Annotated in this window: 25 protein-coding genes; 11 read left to right on the top strand and 14 right to left on the bottom strand. The window is 38.7% G+C overall.

Annotation, left to right across the window (positions count from 1 at the left end):
* Positions 1 to 570: 570 nt before the first annotated feature.
* From WC460_06085 to WC460_06060, 6 genes are all read left to right on the top strand, one after another.
* Positions 571 to 939, top strand: a complete 369-nt coding sequence (locus WC460_06085; protein ID MFA5188905.1) for a hypothetical protein — start codon at positions 571 to 573, stop codon at positions 937 to 939.
* 54 nt (positions 940 to 993) lie between these two features.
* On the top strand, positions 994 to 1299 hold the full coding sequence (locus WC460_06080; protein ID MFA5188904.1) for a prepilin-type N-terminal cleavage/methylation domain-containing protein: 306 nt from the start codon (positions 994 to 996) through the stop codon (positions 1297 to 1299).
* Between the two features lie 346 nt (positions 1300 to 1645).
* A complete protein-coding gene (gene glyA / locus WC460_06075) occupies positions 1646 to 2893 on the top strand; it encodes a serine hydroxymethyltransferase (GenBank protein MFA5188903.1) in 1248 nt (415 codons plus the stop codon).
* A gap of 162 nt (positions 2894 to 3055) precedes the next feature.
* Positions 3056 to 3526, top strand: a complete 471-nt coding sequence (locus WC460_06070) for a DUF5680 domain-containing protein (GenBank protein MFA5188902.1) — start codon at positions 3056 to 3058, stop codon at positions 3524 to 3526.
* A gap of 4 nt (positions 3527 to 3530) precedes the next feature.
* Positions 3531 to 4343, top strand: coding sequence for a tetrahydrofolate dehydrogenase/cyclohydrolase catalytic domain-containing protein (locus WC460_06065; GenBank protein MFA5188901.1), 813 nt, complete (start codon positions 3531 to 3533; stop codon positions 4341 to 4343).
* A gap of 43 nt (positions 4344 to 4386) precedes the next feature.
* Positions 4387 to 4749, top strand: coding sequence for a hypothetical protein (locus WC460_06060; GenBank protein ID MFA5188900.1), 363 nt, complete (start codon positions 4387 to 4389; stop codon positions 4747 to 4749).
* 47 nt (positions 4750 to 4796) lie between these two features.
* On the opposite strand, the gene WC460_06055 is transcribed toward WC460_06060, so the two are convergent.
* Complete coding sequence (locus WC460_06055) at positions 4797 to 5297, bottom strand: macro domain-containing protein (GenBank protein ID MFA5188899.1); 501 nt, start codon at positions 5295 to 5297, stop codon at positions 4797 to 4799.
* Between the two features lie 175 nt (positions 5298 to 5472).
* On the opposite strand from WC460_06055, the gene WC460_06050 reads away from it, so the two are divergent.
* Positions 5473 to 5823 carry a hypothetical protein gene (locus WC460_06050; protein ID MFA5188898.1) on the top strand — a complete coding sequence of 117 codons (351 nt, stop codon included), beginning with the start codon at positions 5473 to 5475 and terminating at the stop codon, positions 5821 to 5823.
* Between the two features lie 94 nt (positions 5824 to 5917).
* On the opposite strand, the gene WC460_06045 is transcribed toward WC460_06050, so the two are convergent.
* From WC460_06045 to WC460_06025, 5 genes are all read right to left on the bottom strand, one after another.
* A complete protein-coding gene (locus WC460_06045) occupies positions 5918 to 8020 on the bottom strand; it encodes a UvrD-helicase domain-containing protein (GenBank protein ID MFA5188897.1) in 2103 nt (700 codons plus the stop codon).
* A gap of 207 nt (positions 8021 to 8227) precedes the next feature.
* Entirely contained in the window at positions 8228 to 8449 is a 222-nt protein-coding gene (locus WC460_06040; GenBank protein MFA5188896.1) for a hypothetical protein, read from the bottom strand.
* 166 nt (positions 8450 to 8615) lie between these two features.
* Entirely contained in the window at positions 8616 to 8798 is a 183-nt protein-coding gene (locus WC460_06035) for a hypothetical protein (protein ID MFA5188895.1), read from the bottom strand.
* 69 nt (positions 8799 to 8867) lie between these two features.
* Entirely contained in the window at positions 8868 to 9185 is a 318-nt protein-coding gene (locus WC460_06030; protein MFA5188894.1) for a hypothetical protein, read from the bottom strand.
* 191 nt (positions 9186 to 9376) lie between these two features.
* Entirely contained in the window at positions 9377 to 9907 is a 531-nt protein-coding gene (locus tag WC460_06025; protein ID MFA5188893.1) for a hypothetical protein, read from the bottom strand.
* A 279-nt stretch (positions 9908 to 10186) separates the two neighbouring features.
* Here WC460_06025 and WC460_06020 point away from each other — a divergent pair, with 279 nt between their 5' ends.
* A complete protein-coding gene (locus WC460_06020) occupies positions 10187 to 11080 on the top strand; it encodes a hypothetical protein (protein ID MFA5188892.1) in 894 nt (297 codons plus the stop codon).
* Between the two features lie 184 nt (positions 11081 to 11264).
* Here WC460_06020 and WC460_06015 read toward each other — a convergent pair whose 3' ends face one another.
* The 3 genes from WC460_06015 to WC460_06005 form a co-directional block, all read right to left on the bottom strand.
* Positions 11265 to 12173 carry a phosphoribosylaminoimidazolesuccinocarboxamide synthase gene (locus tag WC460_06015; protein MFA5188891.1) on the bottom strand — a complete coding sequence of 303 codons (909 nt, stop codon included), beginning with the start codon at positions 12171 to 12173 and terminating at the stop codon, positions 11265 to 11267.
* A gap of 2 nt (positions 12174 to 12175) precedes the next feature.
* On the bottom strand, positions 12176 to 12709 hold the full coding sequence (locus WC460_06010) for an AIR carboxylase family protein (protein MFA5188890.1): 534 nt from the start codon (positions 12707 to 12709) through the stop codon (positions 12176 to 12178).
* 147 nt (positions 12710 to 12856) lie between these two features.
* Positions 12857 to 14362 carry a lyase family protein gene (locus WC460_06005; GenBank protein MFA5188889.1) on the bottom strand — a complete coding sequence of 502 codons (1506 nt, stop codon included), beginning with the start codon at positions 14360 to 14362 and terminating at the stop codon, positions 12857 to 12859.
* A gap of 492 nt (positions 14363 to 14854) precedes the next feature.
* Here WC460_06005 and dnaB point away from each other — a divergent pair, with 492 nt between their 5' ends.
* Complete coding sequence (dnaB, locus tag WC460_06000; GenBank protein MFA5188888.1) at positions 14855 to 16285, top strand: replicative DNA helicase; 1431 nt, start codon at positions 14855 to 14857, stop codon at positions 16283 to 16285.
* 70 nt (positions 16286 to 16355) lie between these two features.
* On the opposite strand, the gene WC460_05995 is transcribed toward dnaB, so the two are convergent.
* Entirely contained in the window at positions 16356 to 16757 is a 402-nt protein-coding gene (locus tag WC460_05995; GenBank protein MFA5188887.1) for a hypothetical protein, read from the bottom strand.
* Between the two features lie 618 nt (positions 16758 to 17375).
* Here WC460_05995 and WC460_05990 point away from each other — a divergent pair.
* Positions 17376 to 17669 carry a YbaB/EbfC family nucleoid-associated protein gene (locus WC460_05990; protein MFA5188886.1) on the top strand — a complete coding sequence of 98 codons (294 nt, stop codon included), beginning with the start codon at positions 17376 to 17378 and terminating at the stop codon, positions 17667 to 17669.
* A 159-nt stretch (positions 17670 to 17828) separates the two neighbouring features.
* On the top strand, positions 17829 to 18431 hold the full coding sequence (gene recR / locus WC460_05985) for a recombination mediator RecR (GenBank protein MFA5188885.1): 603 nt from the start codon (positions 17829 to 17831) through the stop codon (positions 18429 to 18431).
* 52 nt (positions 18432 to 18483) lie between these two features.
* Here recR and WC460_05980 read toward each other — a convergent pair whose 3' ends face one another.
* The 4 genes from WC460_05980 to argG all read right to left on the bottom strand — a co-directional run bounded on the left by WC460_05980 (position 18484) and on the right by argG (position 20964).
* Positions 18484 to 18792, bottom strand: a complete 309-nt coding sequence (locus WC460_05980; protein MFA5188884.1) for a hypothetical protein — start codon at positions 18790 to 18792, stop codon at positions 18484 to 18486.
* 24 nt (positions 18793 to 18816) lie between these two features.
* Positions 18817 to 19068 carry a hypothetical protein gene (locus tag WC460_05975; GenBank protein MFA5188883.1) on the bottom strand — a complete coding sequence of 84 codons (252 nt, stop codon included), beginning with the start codon at positions 19066 to 19068 and terminating at the stop codon, positions 18817 to 18819.
* 162 nt (positions 19069 to 19230) lie between these two features.
* Positions 19231 to 19551, bottom strand: coding sequence for a 50S ribosomal protein L21 (rplU, locus tag WC460_05970; GenBank protein ID MFA5188882.1), 321 nt, complete (start codon positions 19549 to 19551; stop codon positions 19231 to 19233).
* Positions 19552 to 19671: 120 nt separating this feature from the next.
* Entirely contained in the window at positions 19672 to 20964 is a 1293-nt protein-coding gene (gene argG / locus WC460_05965) for an argininosuccinate synthase (protein ID MFA5188881.1), read from the bottom strand.
* Between the last annotated feature and the right edge of the window lie 208 nt (positions 20965 to 21172).

Genomic DNA, 21172 nt, shown 5'->3' with positions numbered 1-21172 from the left:
TAGAGAGCGTTAGTGCATAGCAATTTCCGGAACCTGTTTATTGCGGGTTCCGCGAAAATAACAGTTAATCATTGATTAACTGATTAAGGAATATAATTCTTTTTGGCCGGAGGAAATTTCGCTACCTTTTCTCCAGCCCTGACATAAGTCAGGGCGAAAATTCCAGTTAATAAAACATTATTAACTGATCACATATAGTCCTTTCATTCTCCACCCTGAACCGAACGCGGCTCAGGGCGCCAATTACTAGGCAATGCCTAGATAATTATATCCTCGTCCCCCTCTTCCAGAATTCCACCAATTTTACAAGGCAGCTGCCACACCCCAGCTGCCTCTTTTTATTATATGCGAATGTTGTATGCGAATACTGCGAATATTTTCTCGGCGCTTTGGTGAAAAAATTAACCACTTAAATTGAGTTTAGTTGGCGTACTATAACATACACTGGGTTGACAAAATCTTTAAAATAATATAAGTTCTAATTACTTTCATTCCCCCCGCGCCGCGGGGGCTATCCCCTCAAATTTTGAGGGCAAATCAAAGGAGGAACGGAAAATGAGGATGTCAATTGTGACAGTAAGTATCGAGGAGGCAGTGAAGATTGAAGAAGTTATAGCGTCTCTGCTGGAAAAAATCGTGGCTGAACGCTATGCCACAAATTCCATCGGAGGGATCATCAAAATACAAAGACGACCTTCGGAATATATAGCAATTGAGTTCAACGACAAAAAATTGCTTTCTTTTCGAAGGCCAGATGGTATCCCAATAGAGTCAATAGTAAAATATATTTTCTACCGGCTCAAACAGCTTTTGATTCCACTGCCACCTACAGATCCGCATAATTATTCTCAACTTGATTTGTCGATGAAGAATCCAAATAAGGGTGGGGAAATCAAATATACTTTAGCACCAACATTTCAACAGCAATTTGCCAATTAGTAAACCAAACAACAAAATCCAATGAACTAAATTTCAAAAGGAGGAGATTGAAAAATGAGACGCAATGAAAAGGGGTATACCTCAATTGAATTGCTGATCGCCATTGTCATTCTGGCTATCATGGCCAGCATATTAATCGGCGGAATAACCATAATTAGGGCAAACTGTTTTTGGACATCCAACAAAGTTTTCGTCCAACTGCAGAAAGAACATCCCGCAGCGAGCGAATTACTGATAACCAAATCAGAACGTCATGTCTGGGATTATTCAAAAATTGCCGTTGTGGAAAACGGCAAAATAAAAACCTATTGTTTGGATACCAATATTTTTTCTGACTATGAAATTCTGGAATGTCCTTAACACTTGACCTAGACTTTCGCGAAGAACTGGGTTGACAATTCTGAAAAATTCTGTAAGCTAAAAACAACTAGAAAGAAGCCAAGCGACTGTTATGTCGAACAGCTGGCTTGGCGCTTTCCATTCCTAAGAGGGGTAATTTCGCCCCTCTTTAAAATTGACCAAAGATGATTATTTTTGTAAAATTAGAATAATATTGGAAACAAGAAATATGTAATATGGAATATGGAAAGGAAGATTTAATTTTAAATAATATTACCAATCCTTATTTCTTATTACCTATTTCGTATTACTATTTTAAAACATTCCAATCCGTATTTCCTATTTTTTATTACATATTTCATTACCTATGAAACATCTATCCAAACAAGATCAGCAAATTTACCAAAACATTAAAAATGAACTCCACCGCCAGCAAAGCGGCCTGGTTATGATTCCTTCGGAAAATTTTACCTCACCTGCTGTTTTAGAGGCCATGTCTTCGGTTTTAAATAATAAATATGCTGAAGGTTATCCAGAAGCGCGTTATTATACTGGCAACCAATTTATTGATGAAATTGAAAATTTAGCGATAGAGAGAGCAAAAAAACTATTTAATGCTGAGCACGCTAATGTCCAGCCACACTCTGGCACAACTGCTAATTTAGCTATTTATTTTGCCTTGCTAAAACCAGGAGATAAAATTTTATCTTTAAATTTAGCGCATGGCGGACACTTATCACATGGCAGTAAAGTTAGTTTGGTCAGCCAGATTTACAAAATTGTGCATTATAATGTTGATCCCCTGACAAATCTGATTGATTATGATGAAATCAGAGAGATTGCTTTAAATGAAAAGCCCCAACTGATTATTAGCGGTTATTCTTCTTATCCCAGAAAAGTTGACTTTAAATTTTTTGGCGACATTGCCAAAGAAGTTGGCGCTTACCATCTGGCTGATATTTCTCATACTGCTGGTTTAATTATTGCCAATGAACACGAAAATCCCTTTCCACATGCAGATGTGGTCATGACAACCACGCATAAAACCTTGCGCGGACCCAGAGGCGCAATTATTTTATGCAAAAAAGAATTAGCAGGAAAAATTGATAAAGCTATTTTCCCTGGCACTCAAGGCGGTCCATTTGAACATATTATTGCGGCCAAAGCAGTTTGTTTTGAGGAGGCAATGACTGAAAAATTTAAAATAGACCAAAAACAAACAGTAAAAAATGCTAAGGCTTTGGCCCAAACTTTAATTGATAATGACTTAACTTTAATAACTGGCGGAACAGATACCCATTTAATTTTAATTGATTGCCGGCCTTTAAAAATTTCCGGCAAACAAGCGGCCAATCTTTTAGCTGAAGTTGGGATTTATACGAATGCCAATGTTATTCCTTATGATGAAAATCCGCCGGCAAATCCTTCTGGCCTGCGCTTAGGCACGCCTGCTTTAACCACCCAAGGCATGAAAGAAAATGAAATGAAGCTAATCGGCCAGATTATTTCTGATTTATTAAAGAATCCAAATGATAACAGTATTAAAGATAAAGCCAAAGAATTAGTAAAAAAGTTAACTTCTCAATTCCCTATTTATAAGGACTTAAAATATTAAAGGACGAGGGCGAAAACGCCCCTTTGTCATTCAGAACGCCTGCCTGCCGGCAGGCAGGAAGTGAAGAATCTAGTAATCCAGGATTCCACGCTTTGCCCAGCCTTGGCCGAGACAGGCTCTGAATGACACGAGGACAAAGGGGCGTTTTCGCCCAACCAATATATGCCAGATTTGAAACAACTTTGTAAATTTTTAGTCAAAGCCAAAAAATCAACTTACGCAGCTGGTGAATCTGCGCCTAAAGTTATTGAAAATGACAAATCAACAACCATGATTTTTATTGATGATGACTGGAAATATCATGATAATTATTTTGGCGGAGAGCCATATGGCGGACGTGAAGTTGTATTTTATGAAAATAAACCAGTTTATATCATGACCTATTATGGATCAGTAAATAAAGACATAACTGACTTAAAAGGCCTTTATGGATTTTTACAACAAGCATTAAAGCAAATTCCCGAAGATAAGCCCTTCCGCGGTCCTAAAGAATATCAAGCAAATGATTTTAAATATCTCAATGAATTTATTGGTGAAATAGATAATTTTTCCGGCGAAGAAAAAATTTTTCAAAACAATAAACAAATTTACCAAGCAAAATACGCAGGTGGTCTGGTTGACCAAAGAAAATAAATATATGAGTCAAGCTCAAATTATTGATGGCCAAAAATTCGCTGATGAAATTCTCTTAGACATCAGGAAACAAGTTATTAAACTGGACACAAAGCCTGGTTTGGCTGCTATTTTAGTTGGCGATGATCCTGCTTCAAAGATGTATCTTAAAATAAAAGAAAAGGCCTGCCATAAAGTAGGCCTTGATTTCTATACTTATTTTTTGGACAAAAATTGCCCAGAAGAAAAAATCTTGGAAGTTATTAATTTTCTGAATAATGATCCGACCATTAATGGCATTATTATCCAGCTGCCTTTGCCAGAGAAATTTAATCCAGATAAATTAATTAAAGCCATAAATCCTGGCAAGGACGTAGATGGCTTTCATCCCCGATCTAAAGTAATTTCACCCAATGTATTGGGCATTATAGAATTAATTAAACAAACCAAAGTTGATTTAAAAAATAAAAAAGTTATTATTTTGTCTAATTCAAAAATATTCAGCCAACCGTTTAAAAAATTACTACCTAAATCTAAAGTAGAATACTTAAATCCCAAATCTCATATCTCATATCTCATATCTCAGACTTCCAAAGCAGATGTTCTAATCACCGCTATTGGCCAACCAAAATTCATTAAACCAGACATGGTTAAAAAAGACGCGATTATAATTGACGTTGGCATTAATAAAGTAGGTAAAAAAACTGTGGGCGATGTTGATCCAAAGGTTGATAAAGTTGCTGGTTTCCGTTCACCTGTGCCTGGCGGAGTCGGGCCCATGACAGTAGCCATGCTTTTAAAAAATTTACTTACACTTTATTTAATTGACAATCAATAATCTTAAATGATAGCCTAATAGCAAATCTTAAAAGGAGGAAAAAATGACACAAGCTTCAAAGGCAAATGATCTTGCTTTGAAACTAATTGATGTAGGTTTTGATCAAGATATGCTGGAACTGCTTTCAGAAATTGAGCTACTTTGTTTAACCCGATTTCAGGAATCTGGTTATGAATTTATTCAAGTCAATTTTGCTCTGGATGAAGGCAATTTTGGAACAGACATGCCTGTCATTTTTGACAGGATCAGAACAAATTGCACGCCAATTGCCCAACTAGAGGGCAAAGATCAAAAAGGGAAAATTTGTTTCAATGTAATTGTCGCTGGCAAACCAGACAACATTACTGACTTGAAAAATTTCTTTGAAGATAAAGCCTACAATTCAGGAATTATCAACCTACCATAAAAGCGGGACTTAAATAAGCCCGCTTTTAAAATATAAATTTTATATCTTTATTTTTTCTTTAGTTGAGCTTCCCAATCTTTAACCAATTCCTCATCCAAATCAATTAAAATCACCTTCTCCAAATTAATCGGCTCAAACTTACGGATCTCATCAATCATTACCTTGGCTGCATCTTTCTTGGGAAAATTGCCAATCCCAGTCCCAATGCCTGGCATGGCTATTGATTTGAATTTAAAATCATCAGCCAAATGCAACGCACCCCTCACTGCCATTTCCACATTATAGCCCTGGGCTTTTTCTGCGGGACTTACCATGGTTGGCGCATGGATAACTGCTTTGTAGGGCAATTTGCCGGCAGTAGTAGCGACAGCCATGCCAATTTCCAAAGGTGCTTTGGCCACTACTTCTTTTTCTATTTCTTCACCGCCAGCGCGTTTAATTGCGCCGGCTGATCCCCCGCCCATCCAACCGAAAGAATTAGCTGGATTAACAATGGCATCAGCTGTAACTTTGGTTATGTCGCCGTGTTGGATTTGGATGTCTAGCATATTTTGTTATTAAGAATTAAGCTGGGTAAGTAAATTAAGCTGTGTAAGCTTAGCCACCTTATTTTACTTACCCAGCTTACCCAGCTCCTAAATTCATTATACCATAAAATCAATGAACCTTGACAAAAAGCCCTTCTTGTACTAAGTTTAAAACAAATCAAATAAGGAGGTTAAGATGAAAGTTTTAGGCATAGAAATTACCGATAAAATTGAAGTCTGTGATGGCCAAGCTGAGATTATTGTAAACGAAAAAAGATATGAAGTACGCTTTGAAGATAGACTTATACAGACAGATGAGCCATGTTATATATGCAGAAGAATCTCCAATAATGATGGGGAAATCTGCGTTACAATTCCAGAAATCCAAAGCGTATATCATGAAATTATAGATCCAAACACTATGATTGCCATCTCACCTAATTCAAAACTTGGTCGAAAAATAATCCGCGAATTGCAAAAAAAAATATTCATCGCAACGTGTAATATCTGCGAAGAGAGCTCTTGCTCAAACCTTGCCGAGGAATAAAACCCTCGGCTTTTTTATTTAATGCGAATATTTGATGCGAATGAATGCGAATTTATTTGTAAATCTGTAAATATCTGTAATCTGTAGTTTCGCCTCAATCTTCTAGATCATCGTACGTAACCGATCTTAAAAATTCATGCTTCCTTAATTTCTTCTCCGGCTTGTCATAATCAATCACCTCATCCTCATTTTCACCCACATAACTTTCCCCATTTTCATTGACCTGCCATGGTTCAAATAAATTGTCATCCAATTCAGAAATAAAACTGGACGGTTTATTTATATTTTCACCCGTAGTAAAAGAAAAAGAAATAATTGGATAAGTTAAATAAAGCTCATCTTTGGCGCGGGTTACAGCCACATAAAATAAGCGCCTTTCTTCTTCAATTTCCTCTGGATGGTCATAGATTTTATAATGCGGGAACTGGCCTTCAACTAAGCCCAGCACAAAAACACATTTCCATTCCAAACCCTTGGCCTGGTGAATTGTGCTTAAAACCAAGGACTCATCTGGTCCTTCCTGATAGCCTTCAATTTGTTCGCCTTTAAAGCTTTGGGACAAAGTTACGTCAGACAAAAAGTTTTCCAGCTTTTCATATTGCAAGGCAAAGTTGGCCAGCTGGTTCAAATCCTCAATCCTGTCTTTGGCATTTTCAAAATTGGCTTTTAAATAAATTTCGTATTCACTCTTGATAATCAGTTTTATGGCTGTGGCAATAAAATCTTTTTCCTGAGCAACTAATGTATTCAGTAAAGAATTGAGTTTTTCTAAACTGCGAGTCACCTTTTCTGAAACCGAAATTTTGACCAAACTGGAAATAGCATTTTTTAAATTTTCAGTTGGCTTGATTTCTTGCCAGACTCTTTCTGCATTTGCCGGACCCACGCCATCATTTAAAAGTAAAACTCTTTTCCAGGCCAGCTCATCCTGATAATTAGACAGGATTTTAAGAAACGCAATCACATCTTTAATATGCGCCTGTTCAAAAAACTTAATTCCCCCGCGCATCTGGTACGGGATATTTCTTTTATTTAATTCCAATTCCATTTCCATGGCTTGGAAAGCAGAACGGAATAAAACAGCCATATCATTTAAGCTTGAACCTTCCTCTTGAAGTTCTAAGATGCGCTGGCAAATAAATTCAGCCTGCTGTTCCCCATCTTTAAGCGGCACAAGTGCAGGTCTTTGTTTGCTTTCCAAAACTGGCTGTAAAATTTTCTGGTATTGATTTAAATTATAAGTAATGCTTTGATTGGCCAGTTTTAATATTTCTGGCGACGAACGGTAATTAGTTTCTAGTTTGAAAATTTTGGTACCTATTAATCTGTCTGGCAATGAAAGAATGTTATTAATGTCAGCGGCTCGGAAAGAATAAATTGATTGGCAGTCATCCCCTACTACTAAAATATTTTTATGCACTGAACCTAATTCATAAATAATCTCGCTTTGGATTTTATTTGTGTCCTGATATTCATCAACCAAAATATATTTAAATTGAGTGGCTAATTTTTCTTTGACAGTTTTATCCTTTTGCAAAAGTTTCAGCCAATTAGTCAAAAGATCATCAAAATCCATCACATTGGTTTTAAACTTTTTCTCCTGATATTCTTTGTTAACCGTCTCAATAACCGGAATTAATTTTGGGTCTAAATAACTGTATTTATCCTGCACAACCTGCTCAATTGGCTTTTGGCTATTGGAACTAAAACTGATAATGGCCTGGATTACATCTGGTTTAGGAAAATATTTATCCTTATAATTTAAATTTAATTCACCCATGACTGCTTTTAACAAGGTTTTAGAATCCTCCTGGTCTAAAATATTAAAATTACTTTCATAGCCCAAAACCTTGGCATAACGGCGCAGAATCATATTGCCAATATGGTGAAAAGTACCGCCCCAGAGTCCTTTTGGCTGGCACTTTAAAAGCACTTCTACCCTATTTAACATTTCTTTGGCTGCTTTATTAGTAAAAGTAACTAAAAGGATATTTTTGGGATTTACGCCCTTTTCAATCAAATATGCCACGCGATAAACCAAAGTCCTGGTTTTGCCAGATCCAGCCCCAGCCAAAACTAAACAAGGTCCTTCGCCACTTGTGACCACGTCTAATTGTTCTTTGTTTAATTCTGCCGGGTAATCTATTTTAAATTTTTCAGGGCAAAATGTTTCTTTGTGTAATTTATATGTTTGCATGGAATTATTTTAACATACTCTTACGAAATTACGAAAAAATTACGAAATGTACGAAAGTTCCTTTTCGTATTTTCCTACAAATTCGTATTTCGTAAGGCAAAATTCGTAGCATTCGCCTGCCTGCCGGCAGGCAGGCATTATTCGTTGATTCGCATTTCAAAAATAAAAAAGGACCTACATTTATGCAGGTCCCGGTTCGCGACGAGTTTATTCCTCATCGCTTTCAGTAGAAATTAATACACAAGTTGGATCATCAGCAGGATCGTAATTGGGATCGGACTCCCGCTTTTTCATCTCTTCAAGATTGAGCGCAAGAAGCCAACGACTATCTTCTATTGCTTTTTTCCGACGTGCAGCCGCACTTGATGAGAGCGGCTTATTCATCGACTCTCTCAATTGTTCATCGGTTAGATGATCTGTGTTTCTCATTTTTCTACCTCCTCTTTGGCTTATTAGCCAATGTTATTGGTTGCCGTTACTGTTCTTTTGGGAAACACATCTCCCTTCTTAGTTCCCAAAACATTTTCTTTATAAATTTTTTCTCACGGCTACCAAGGAGGTTTAAAGTGGGGGTCAAAATAGACCCCCGTCGCAACTACTCGCCCATTTTTGAATCGAGTTCTGATTCTCTTTCTTCGCGTTTCATTTCTTGAAGATTGAGCTCAAGCAGCCATGAATCGGCTTTATCTAGCTCAGCAAACTCCTTTAAGGTTTCTGGAGACATTCTTAAAAGTTTCTCTCGGAGCTCTTTTTTTGACAGATTGTCATACTTAATCATTACGTACCTCCTCGTTTTAGATTTTTTTTCATTAACTCGGGAGGTAATCAAAATATAAATGTACTTTGTTTAAGCAGTATAGCGCATTTTGAAAATCCTATCAAGCTTTGCTCTCAAGCCATTTTTAAAGAGCCGAAACTTGATGGAATATTTTTTGCGCCAAGGCAGTTTATTAACCGAATCATGCATGCCTTTTATTATCTTCCGACCCAATTTTTCAAAATAATCGTCGGGGAGTTCTGCCAATTCTTTTTGGAAGATGGCCTCACAGATAGGACAGCTATCCATGTGCTTAAAAACCAATGTTAATTCTTCCTCGGTCAATTCACTTTCATCTGATTTGCGTAAAAATTCAAAGATTTTCTTTTTTTCAGGACAATCAACCATTATTTCCCTCCTTTTAGTGTGATTAAATAGAATAGCAAATTTTTTTTAAAATGTCAATGGTACTCCTACGAATTACGAATAAACTACAAATATACAAATTTTCAAGAATTACTTTTCGTATATTCGTACAAGATTCGTATTTTCGTAGGAATTTAAAAACTCGCTGGGGCAGCAGCGAGCTTGAATTTTAATTAACCAACCATTTGGGACCATCTTTTGAGTTGTTGAGAAATGAGCGCGCCAAGGCGCATGTAAACTACTTCCAGTCCATCATTCTGAACTTTAGGACTCTGAGACTGACCGATCATGCCGTGAAAGCGAGCAAGGTGGGCAATTACTGCGGGAGTGGCAAGTGGAAGTTGTATATATTTGTTCGTTAGATTTGCGTTATCGCCCAATTTTTCTAACATCACAATATCGGACAATTTTTCTTTGAAAAAGTTACTATCTAAAATATCTTTTAAGTAAAGACGTGCATTTAGGTAATGAAACTTTTTGCATTCCAAATATGCATCAAAGCTTTTGCCATTCAAAACTTGATCGTAAGTATATTTCAATGTCACATAGTCTAGAAATACATCTTTTGACCGGCATGTACTGCAGACAATACAAATACTTGCTTTATCAAGATTGTTTGAATGTTTATGTATTTCACCTCTAATAAAGAGGCCTTTTGACGCCAAGTTCAAAATTTGATCACTAGTTATTTGCTGATATTTCATTTTGTTCCTCCAATCGCCTAGCCTTTTGGCATCGGCTATGATAAGTTAATGTTTTGCAAAATCAGCCAATTGCTTAGGATAAACCATCAGCTATGGACTTATGATTTTACGCTTTTGTTTTTCAAAGTACCTGCCCGTACTTATTGTTTAAAAATTAGCAAAATTATTTAAAAATGTCAATGGATCGCGTCAGTAAACTATTGACTTTTTTGAATTAATTAGCTATCATAATTTTAAGATCTTATTTTTGGTGTACATTTAAAGAAGGAGGAAAAATCAATGTACGATCAATTGATGCGAGTAGGTGATGAAGTTATTGTTACGATTCCGAAAGCAAACCGACAGTGGGGCTACAATCCCTTCCCTGACGGAACAAGAGCAACAATCATCGGATTCTCAGAAATTCATTACGGCCGCCTTGGAAACTTTGGCTTAAAATCAGGCGTCTACGTAAACCGGCACTGGGTGCAATTGAAACTTAAAAACGGCACGGAACATACTGAATTCAGTCAGCGCCTATCACTTGTTGACAAGGCAGAATACGAACGTCGGCTAAAGGAATTCATTGCAAAAAAGGCTGAAACAAATAACGACGAACGGGATGAAGAATTTATCCGAGATCTTCCCGAAACACCTTTTTGGGAAGGCGATTTTGTCCGCGTACATGGTCGCTCCCGAGTAACAAGCGTCTACAGCGAAATGCCACCCGAAAAAGATCCTGATGTTTTTCTGATAATCGGGATTGACTTCCATTATTTAAATGAGAAGACAGCAAGTGGCACGAAATTTCCCGCTTACAAAATCTCTGACAAGTTCAGCTCCGGGTGGAATACTGCGGCAAGCGAAGATGAGATGGAATTAGTGGAACGAGGACCGGTCTGGAAGTTTTACCACAACGAACCAATCTCATTCAGTGACATCAAAGAAGAAGCCACATTCCACGACAGGATCGGTCAAACTGAAAGCATTCGTAATCCCAAAAACGGTCTCTACAGCTGGACAAAAGAAGAGGCTCTTGAGGCGGTGAAGAGTGGACTTGCCCACGGCTTTTCCATGTCAGGTGGCATATTCGGAAATGGCCCGCACATCAGTGTACAACGTTTTCGCGATGAAAATGTAGGCATGCGCATTGCCCAAGCAACACTTGAGGGCTTTGGACTAGCACAAAGCTAAAAAAAACTTATTGTCAAAAATTTAGCGCCCAAGGGAATAAAATCCTTTTGGGCGCTTTTATTTTATAAAAAAATAAAAAAACGGCCGATGTAATAATCGACCGTTTCAGTCCATCATCCAATTTAAAAACCCCGAACATACATAGTTCGGGGTTGGCACGATAAGTGCGCTTTTATTTTAAAGATTAGTTGCCTAGCAGCTCTGCCAAAGATACATCGGGAATTGCCACGTTTATATCCAGGTTTTTAAAACCAGCAGTGATTGCGGCAATCTGCTCAAATTTTTCCTTGACCACTTTGGTTGAAGCGCCATCGCGGTAAAGCTGTTTATCCAGCATGCCGCCTTTATTGAGCTGATCAATGGCGTTTCTCTCTCTTAGATTAATTTTTTTTACACCTTCGGCATATGGCCAGGCTCGGAATGAACCAGCCGTGATCTCGTCAATCAACATGATCTGTCCGCCTGAACCCCAGGTCAATTCGCCACGGGCATCATAATCCTTGAGGTTAACGCCGATCTCCATCTTGTCATCCATGTACTGAATTCCATATTTGGCAAAAGCCGCCTCCAAAATCAGGAACTGACGAAGTTTGAGCATGGCGATTTTGGTAAACAAATCCATCGGCTTTTTTTTCCACTCAATGGTCAAGAGGAAATTGGCGTCAAGCAGTGGATCATGCAGGAGGTCGTCTTTGTAGAAAAATTGCAGAAGCGGCGGATCAAAGACATCTCCCTCTTTTACTGCTCCTCTCATGAGATCCAGGATTGAGCCGGTTGCCACGCGTCGCATCACGACCTCAAGCTTAAGGACCTTTGTCAGCTTGCGCACAATCACGATTCGCTCTTCGGGCGACCCGATATATGCCATGGAAATACCTTGCCGTTTGAGAAATTCCATGATGTCACGATTGGTTTTCCAATCCACCAAGGCTTTACCCTTTATGACATCGTGTTTCTGCCCGTCGCCTGCCGTAATGTCGTCCTTGAATTCCAAAATTTCGGTTTCAGGGTCAGCCGCATTTGACCAGACAATCTTGGTCTTGCCCTGGGCCAGCTTGTCACCTCGTTTCCAATCTAAGTTAAACTCGGTCATTTTCAGTCCTCCTCTTCGCTGGGTAGCGATTTTTTCTTGTCCACCTCGGCTGGCCGAGGTTTTTTCTTGGCTTTCTTATCAAAATGAGTAGAGAGGGCCATCTGATTCACCTTAGAGCCTGGATCAGCGTTCAGAACAGCCAACGCTGCATAGCCGGCATTGGTCACTCCCATTTTACCGCTTCCGACCACAAGTACCGGCAATCCCGGCGGCATGTGAATCAAGCCAGCCACATCGCAAAATCCGTCCGAGGCATCCGGTAAAGGAACTCCAATCACAGCCACGTGTGGCAACCTGGCTTTGACTGCCGAAGGCAGATCAGCTTTCAACCCGACCACACAGATAATTACCTTGATGTTTCTGCGATTTAAGTCAAAGCAAAACTGATCAAGTTCCCCTGCATGGCGATGGGCTGACAAAACTGACATTGTCCATGTCACCCCAAACTCATCGAGCAGTGCATAAAGGCCGCTTGCCTCTACAATCTCCTCATCACTCTGACTGCCTAAAATTATGGCAACCTGCTGTTCATCCATCTCCTTTTCCACCTCCTTAAAAATTTTTTAACCCAGCACTGGGGTTTTAAACTTACTAACTTGTCAAAACCTTAACGAAAAATATAATTTTTGTCAAGAAAAAACCCCCATACCGCATAGCAGTACAGGGGGTTATTGTTTTCAGAACTATTCGTATTTTTTAAAAAGCTCGTCTTCACCGCGCAACTGATAAGTAATGCTGAAAATGTTTTTAAAACTCTCAACATTCTTTTTAACCGTGAAAATCTTGCGCAGGATTTCATTCCATTTGCTGACCTCGTCTTCGGACAGGTCAAGCTCATCGCTATAGTTTAAACTGCCATTAGCAATTATAACTGCCAGATGGTCATAGGAATGGTCATACGAATTGACATGAGCCACCTGCTCCCTGAGTTTGGCAAAAACTTCTTCTGCCTGAACATAGGACTCAATTTTTCCTTGGCGCAAATTTTGCCTAAACAAACTGACTTTATGCGCATTAAAGGCAGCTAATTGCACAATGCGGTATGCGTCTTCATGTGGCAGTTCAAATTCCGCGCCATGCTCTTTGAGCCAATCCTTGGCATCTTCAGAGGCATAACAACCGCGGGAATTTTTGATTTCAATCATCATGTTGTCAGGAAAAACTTGCAAGCCACTCAAGACCTTGATCATATTCTTGAATGACTGCATAACCACGTGGAAAAGATCTGGCCAGGCAACCCGTTCAACGCATGATTGCTCAATAGCTCTTTCTTCCCAGGTAATTGCCCTTTCACGCAGCATCTGGGCAAAATTCCTGGCCATTGTCAGCATACCAACCTGCTGTTCGCAGGTTATGGTATTTTTTTTATGCGGCATGGCTGAACTGCCCTTTTGCTTTTTACCAAACGGTTCTTGAAAAATAGGCAGACCGCTTCTGGCACCGAGACGGATATCCTCGGCAATCTGGGTCAGAGTAATGACTATCATCTCCAAAGAATTAGCCAAGGGCAGATAAATTACTCGGGGCATAATTTGCGTCGCCCCTTTAAAAGGCTTTAGTCCGAGAATTTCCAAGGCCTTGGCTTCTTGTGCTGGTGTCAACCCCTGATAATTACCTATGGCGCCACTTAACTTTGACTGTGATAATAACTTGTAAGCGCCGAGCATTTCATTATAAGCAATCAGGAAAGACTTTAACCAGGTTTCACAGCGTTTACCAAAAGTCTGAATTTTTGCTTCTTGGCCATGAGATCTGCCCAGCATGGGTGTATAGCGATATTTTTCTGACATGGCCATAAGATTTCCTTTAATTATCTGATACGGTCTATCAAGCTCTATAACTGCTGCCTTAAGCAATAAGGCAAAAGCCGGCTCTTCTGTATCATAAGAAGTCATGCCTTTGTGGGAATACTGATGCAATCCAGTCGGCAAATGCCTTACTCTTTCATCAATAAAGGCATTTAGGTCATGGGTGATTTCTTTGTCTCTAGCTTTCCACCATTTGATTACTTCTTCATTAATTGGATGCACATCAAAGATGGTTTTAATCTTTTCAAAAATGCCCTGCGGGAAAATCCCAAGATTTTCGCTGGCTAAAATAACTGCCAGTTCAACCTTTTGCCACATATTCAGCTTATTAATGTCGCTGAAAATTTCAGTAATTTTGTCATTAGCATAACGTGGAACCATTTTCTCCTCCTTGGGACTTAGTGCCTTTTTGACCGAATTTTTTCTCACATTCCAGGCAATAAAACCCGGCTTTAGGATTACTTGCTGATTTGTTTGGGACCAAGGTACTGACCACACATTTACAGACCGGGCATATTAACCCAGTAGGGTGGTGTTTTCCTTTCCAAAAATTGTACCTGCACCTTTTTTTACGTCTAGGCATATTCCCTCCCTTCGTCCGCCATAGCATTGCTCGTCCTCCTCAGTCCCGCACCCGGGACAGAAGATGGATGCGAAGGCGGGCTGTATTGTAAAGGAACATTTTAACCCTAACTAAAATCCCCAGAATTGTCAACACTTTCTAAACATTTAGGTTCTTGCAGGATTTAGGTAGAATGTTGTAAGATAGAATAACTGAAACCTGAACCACAGATATTAATCACTGATTACACTGATGCGTTCTAAAAATCAGTGTAATCTGTGAAATAAAATCAGTGTTTAAGCACACTCCTTATGTCAAAACAAAGAGACCAAGACATCCTCCAAAAAATTCCACCCCAAAACATTGAAGCCGAACAATCTCTTTTGGGCTCTCTTTTAATTGATAAAGATGCAATTATCAGAATCGCTGATATAGTCAATCCGGAGGACTTTTATCATGACAAGCACAATATTATTTTTGAAGCGATCTTGGATTTATTCCGCAAACGCGAGCCAATTGATCTATTAACCCTTTCTAACCGTTTGATAGAAAAAAATCAGCTGGAACAAATTGGCGGCCGCACCTATTTGGTTTCATTGAGCAATGCAGTCCCAACCTCAAGCCATGTAGTTAATTATGCTGAAATTGTGCAGAAAAAAGCCACATTGAGGAATCTTATTTCTGCTGCCTCTGAAATTACCAAAATTGGCTATGACCAGGAAGAAGAAGTAGTTGATCTTTTAGACAGAGCAGAACAAAGATTATTTTCAGTTTCCCAAGGCCACCAAAAGCAAATGTTTGTGCCTATCAATAATATTTTAAACGATACTTTTGAAAGAATAGATGAACTGCACAAAGAAAAAGGCAAACTGCGCGGCGTGCCTACCGGCTATACCGATTTGGATAACTTACTGGCTGGCCTGCAAAAATCTGATTTAATCATTTTAGCTGCCAGGCCATCAGTCGGTAAAACTACTTTGGCTCTGGACATTGCCCGTAATGTTGCAACTAAACATAAAGTGCCGGTTGGCATTTTTAGCTTAGAAATGTCCAAAGAACAATTAGTTGACCGCATGCTTTGCGCTGAAGCCAATGTGGATTTGTGGAAAATGAGAACAGGACGGCTTTCTGATCGCGAAGAAGATGATGATTTTCCCAGAATCGGCCATGCCTTGGGTGTTTTATCAGAAGCGCCAATATTTATTGATGATTTTGCCGCAGCCAATATTATGGATATCAGAACAAAAGCTCGCAGGTTGCAAATGGAACATGGTTTAGGCTTACTGGTTATTGACTATTTACAATTAATGGAAGCTAAATATAGAACAGACAACCGTGTCCAGGAAATTTCAGAAATCTCCAGGGGCTTAAAACAAATAGCCAAGGAATTAAATATCCCGGTTTTAGCTTTATCCCAGCTCAATCGCAGTGTTGAAAACAGACAGCCTCCGATTCCAAAGCTGGCTGATTTGCGTGAATCAGGCTCAATTGAACAAGATGCTGACATTGTGATGTTTATTTATCGCGAATCAGTCTATAAAAGGGATTTAGAATTTGACCGCCGTAATTTAGCGGAAATACATATTGCCAAACATAGAAATGGACCGACCGGCCTGGTCAAACTTTATTTTGATGAACAAAAAGTATCATTTAGGAACTTGGATAAAGGCAGCGCTAAATTTTCCAATCAGGAACCTCCGCCAAGTGCAGGTTCAGGCATGCAATTGCCAAGTTTTGGCTAAAAATTTTTACACAAATTTAAAAGGGCTCCGCAGGGAGTCCTTTTTTGTTTTTGAGCTGCGTTAAATCTGCCTACGCTGTGATGCCCGTCGCTCGGGGATTTTCTTCGGTATAGGCCTTGAGGATCATAACGGCTTTTTCTCTAATATCTTTTTTGAGTTTAAGCCCGAATTTTCCATCAAGCTTACCGGCTCCCCAAACTATCCGCAAAGCTCTCTGCTTTGTCCCGTATTTGCAACAGTACGGGTACTTTATAAGCCGATTTTCAGCCCAGTTCACTCTCCTCGCCAACTTTTTCAGTCTCTTGCGCTCAATGCTCAGGGCGCGAAGCTTTTCTCTGGCCGTCTCCTTGCTCCCGAAAGAATCTTCCGCGATGGCCTGGCCGTTGTTACGTGAACTGTTTATGGAGCTGGCGATTACGAGCCCCGCCACAAGAACCGCAAAAATGACTGTGAACAGAAATACGAATTCCATTTTCATTCCTCCTTAGAATATTTGTGGTTGAAGGAAAAGCACTGCTGTCTAATTTATTTAATGCTTTTCAGCTTATTGATTAATCAATATAACATATTATCACATTTTTGTCAATACTAAAAACATAATTTATTGCTAATATTAGCTCCAAAGTTATCATTTTCCCATAAATAATCCTTCTATTCAGAGCAAAATAAAAAAAAGAAGAGCCCCGCAATGCGGAGCTCATTCAAGTCTGAAGCTACTTTCTTCTGAAGCTACTTTCTGTAGTATAATGGCAGAGTTGCCATGCCTATAAATGTAATCACGCCAATTACTGAAAATCCGCCAGCCACAATCTGGGCAAAAGTCTGCAACATACAACATCCTCCTCTAAGTTTTAGATTTGATTATAATATAGCGACTGGCCACTGAATTGTCAAATTGTTTCATTTACGCTAAAATAGATGATATGAAATAAAAAATAAGTAATATGCAATACGGAAAATAATATAATAAATCTTCCAACCTTCGTTGGCCGAAGCCAACTTCGGTTGGCGAAGGCCAATCCATATTACCTATTTCGTATTACGTATTTCATAATATTTTTTCCAATTTCTAATTACTAATTACCAACCAATGTTTTCCAAACTCAAACAATTCAAAGACCTGCGAAATCAAGCCAAACAAATGCAAAATGTTTTGGCCCAAGAATCTACTGAAGGCTCTGCTCTTTGGGGCAAGGTTAAAATTAAAATAAATGGCAATCAGGAAATTTTAAGCGTTGAAATTGATCCTGAATTGCTGTCAGCAGATAACAAAGAAAAGTTAGAATCAGCCATTAAAGAGGCAACTAATGATGCAATTAAAAAAGTACAGCGCATAATGGCTGAAAAAATGAAAAGCTCTGGCTTTAATTTACCAGGAATGTAAATTTTAAATTACAAATCACAAATACCAAAAAACAAATAAATATCAAAACTCAAATACCAAATCACAAAAATATTTTACATTTTGGTGCTTGAAAATTGCTATTTATTTGGAGCTTGTGATTTGATACTTGGTGCTTTTTAAACGTCAATTATTACCTTTATGCTAAAATTTCCACCACCTATTCAAAACCTCATAGACCAATTCAGCAAATTGCCCGGCATTGGCCCCAAAACAGCTGAACGCCTGGTTTTTTCGTTTTTAAAATGGACACAAAAAGATAAAGAGGACTTTGCCAGCGCTTTTGCTCAAATCAATGGCTCAATCACGCATTGCTCTGTTTGTTTTAATATTTCTGAAAAAGACCCCTGCCCTATTTGTACAGACTTAACCAGGGATAAATCAAAAATTTGCGTGGTGGCTGAATCACATGATTTAGCTGCAATTGAAAATACCAATGAGTTTAAAGGCCATTATCATGTCCTAGGCGGGGTTTTGGAGCCTTTACACGGCATTACCCCAGATAAATTAAAAACCGATGAATTAGCTGCCAAAATCCAAAAAAATAAAATCTCAGAAATAATCCTTGCTTTTAATCCTGACATGGAAGGCGAAGCAACCATGATTTATTTAAAAAATCTTTTACAACCATTTAAAAAAATAACCATTACCCGCCTGGCTCGCGGCATGCCAGTGGGCGCTGATCTGGAATACACTGATGAGATCACGCTTTCCAATGCTTTAAAAAATAGAAAAGAAATATAAAAACCCCGGATTCAATTCTCGGGGTTTTAATTTCTCACTTAAGCTCTTTGAGCTAAATCGAAGGGATAAAACGTTCAAGTGGCAGAACTACGATATTGAATTTGATTCCTTCTTCCTTTTGGATCTTTTGCAAGATTTCGATAATCATTTCGGTATAATTTGGCTCATTTGAGAAAATCCGGACAAAAGGCTGATTTTGGCCTCTTCTATCCATGGCTAAAGAACTGCCTGTTGTGACCACAAAATTGCAATCTAATGATTCTTCACTGAATCCTTTGCATATTTTATGATATATTAAGGAAGCAGGTATGGTCAGATTACCATCAATTACACCGAGCCCGTAAATTTCAATATTCAGCATTTTCAACCTCCTTTTCAGTTCAGGTTATTGCGTTTTCTTCTGTTCTTTTTTTAGCGGAAGAATCCCTAATTCAGGCAAGCCATGTTTTATGACAAATTTGTTAATTGCGTCGCGTAGATGGCTGTTTAAAAGCTTCCTAGCTTCGTTTCTGTTCATCTTGCAGATCTTGCATTTCTGCGTATGAGCAAAAAGCCTGTCCCAGTCTTTTTCCGTTAATTTTATAAACGGTTTGCCTATCTGCTTCAAAATTTCCTCTTTTTCCGCACACTTACGCATAGACAAAACCTCCTTTTTTAGATTTAATTCAACTTAACAAAAATCTCTAAAGTTGTCAATTGTTGGAAAATAAAAAATCAGCATCCAATAATTTATACCCCACTTTAGTGGGCTGACTAAAGTCAGGTATAAATTCTTTAAAAACAATGCTGATTTTTTATATTATGCAATTGCTTCAATTTTTACTAAAGTCTTGAGTTGGCGATGGCCTCTTTTTCTTCTGTATTTAACTTTTGCTTTAAATTTAATGACTGTAATTTTATCATCACGGAATTGTTTTTCAATAGAGCCGGAAACCTTTTTACCTTTAAGAAAAGGATTTCCGATTTCCACTTCCTTGCCTTTTTCATCAGCAATTAATAAAACATCTTTAAAATCAATTTTCTTGCCTTCTTTGCCTTCCAGCCTTTCAATATCAATTTTATCCCCTTCTTTGACTTTATATTGTTTGCCGCCGGTTTTGATAATAGCAATTTTACTCATATTTACACGGATTATTAAATAAAAAAAGATTTGGGCTAAATCTTGATATAAATCATAACCGATCTAAAAAAAATTGTCAAGAAAAATCCCGCCGTAATTAAACGACGGGACTATAGTGTATTAGACAAAAAACTCTTCAGGATCTAGAAACTCTTCGGGGTCAATTTGGCCAGCAGCATTTAATGCTTTGGCACCGACACCAAGAACTCTCAAGAAACCTTCTGAATCCTCATGATTGAAAGAGCCGACTTTTTCCATGGAAGAGGTAGATTCTGAATATAAGCCATGGGGAATGATTTTGGCTGACTGGAAAATTACGTTCCCTTTATAGAGTTTTACGGTAATTGTTCCGGTCAGGAATTGGGCAATTTTATTAATTGCCGACCTCATCATCTGACTGGCAGTATCATACCAATAACCTTGGTAGATCTGTTCACCAAGCTGCGTGGAAAGGTACTGGAATAATTTCATGGCCCGGCGGTCCAAAATTAACTGGAGCAGATATTCATAGCATTTGCCAAAAAGCTCCATACCAGGCGCTTCATACACACCGCGACTTTTGATGCCCACGAAACGGTTTTCAACGGTGTGAAGAAGAATACCAACGCCATTTCTGCCAGCCACCTTATTGGCGAGCTGAAAAATACTTACCAGGTCGCCAGATTTTTTGTTATGACCCTTCACTTTTATTGACTGGGGGCAACCATTCTCAAATTCAATAGTTACTATTTCGGGTTTATCAGGAGCCATTTCTTGGTTTAAACCCATTTCCGGCTCAACAAAATCAGCTGGCGTAGTCAGAAATTCAAGTTTGCCTGCTTCATGAGTTAAGCCGAGCATATTAGCGTCAGTTGAATACGGCTTTTCTATGGTTACCTTGATTGGCAACTTGTGTTCTTGGCAGTATTTAATCATTTGTTTTCTACCGCCAAAAGCTTCAAGAAATGCCTTGTCTCGCCATGGCGCATAAACCTTAATCTCGGGCATAAGCATATTGGACACGAGTTGAAAACGTACCTGATCATTTCCTCTGCCGGTGGCGCCATGGCAAAAAATTTCAATTTCCCTTCCTGCCAATTCCTCTAAAAGTGCAGTTACCGTTACAAAACGGCCAATGCCAGTGGTATTCCAGTAACCGCCTTCGTATTTGAGCTGTGCCAAAGCAGCATATAAGCCAGCAAAAACCAGCTGTTTTTTGGCGTCTACAATTATGGCTTCTTTGGCGCCGCAAGCCAGCATTCTTCTTTTTACGTTGAGGATATTTTTCTCATCCGGCTGCCCCAGATCAGCGGTCAAACAAACCACATTTACATCATGCTCAGTCAGCCATTTTGTAACAGTACAGCTATCTAAGCCGCCTGAAACTGCCATGGCCACTGTTTGCCCTTCCAAATCAGCGACTGTCAATCCCATTTCTTTTTCTCCTTTCTTTTTTAAGGTACTAACCTTTTTTACTATCTAAACAAAATTTTAGAAAATTGTCAATAATAAAAAAACTGGGTTCAAAGGACTAGCGCAAAACTTTAAAATCATTTAAGGTTTTGCTATGAAAAACAAATATCATCGTTTAACCCTTGAAGAAAGGGAGGTAATAAGTAATGGGCTGTGGGCAGGTGAGACG

The organism is Patescibacteria group bacterium (assembly GCA_041651155.1).
In the GTDB taxonomy this organism is placed as follows: domain Bacteria; phylum Patescibacteriota; class Patescibacteriia; order CAIXNZ01; family CAIXNZ01; genus JAPLYF01.
This window is presented reverse-complemented; position numbering and strand designations above follow the sequence as displayed.